The sequence below is a fragment of the Campylobacter sp. US55 genome (assembly GCF_004378955.1).
Taxonomy (GTDB): domain Bacteria; phylum Campylobacterota; class Campylobacteria; order Campylobacterales; family Campylobacteraceae; genus Campylobacter_D; species Campylobacter_D jejuni.
In genome coordinates, this window is record NZ_RYYF01000022.1 from 1 (window position 1) to 925 (window position 925).

1 protein-coding gene is annotated in these 925 nt (G+C 22.8%); it reads left to right on the top strand.

What is annotated here, in order from left to right:
• Nucleotides 1-59 precede the first annotated feature (59 nt).
• Nucleotides 60-925, top strand: an 866-nt coding sequence (locus ELQ07_RS08145) for a glycosyltransferase family 8 protein (protein ID WP_134224986.1), incomplete at its 3' end; no start/stop codon positions are given.

Here is a 925-nt window from a genome sequence, read left to right on the forward strand (position 1 = left end):
TGTTAAAAATCCTTTTTTGTTTGCAATTAGATTATATTTTTTAAAAAAAGAGAGAAAAAATGAAAAAAAATAAAATTCACATTTGTTTAACCGTAGATGATAATTATAGTAAATACTTGTCAGTTGTTATATGTTCTATTTTAAAAAATTCTCATAAGGATATTGATTTATTTTTTTATATTTTAACTAATGGTATATCTCAAATCAATAAAGAAAAAATTGCATTGTTGAAATATATTAAATATTTTAGTATTTCATATATTTTTATTGATGAAACTTATATTTCGGATATACCAAATAGTTCTCAGAAACATATAAAAAATTGTACAAATTTTAGGTTTTTTACTGCAAAAGCATTGCAAAATATTGATAAGTGTATTTTTTTGGATGCTGACTTAATTGTTGAAAGCAATTTATTAGATTTATGGAATACTGACATTGATGATTATTTTATGGCTTGTGTGCCAGATATGTACCCTCGCATATATAAAGAGAACTGGACAAATAACCTGCCATTAAATGGTAGTATTTATGTTAATACTGGAGTTTGTTTGTTTAATTTAAAAAAATGGAGAGAAAATAATGTTGAACAAAATTTTTTTATTAATTCGGCATTATATTATAAATTATTGTATTATCCTGATCAAGATATATTAAATATTACATTCCAAAATAAAATAAAATATCTTAATGAGCAATGGAATACTATCGTTATGTTTAAACATAATCATACTCCACAAATAATTCATTGGGCTGGTTGCGAAAAGCCATGGAAATTTCCCAATATTATTTATGCTGATAAGTTTTGGTTTTATGCTCAATTTACAGCTTTTTATGAATCGATTTTATTTGATAATATAATTGTAAATAATAATAATTTAACCATAGAAAATAAAATGGTCGGTGCTGTTAAAATTGTTGAAAA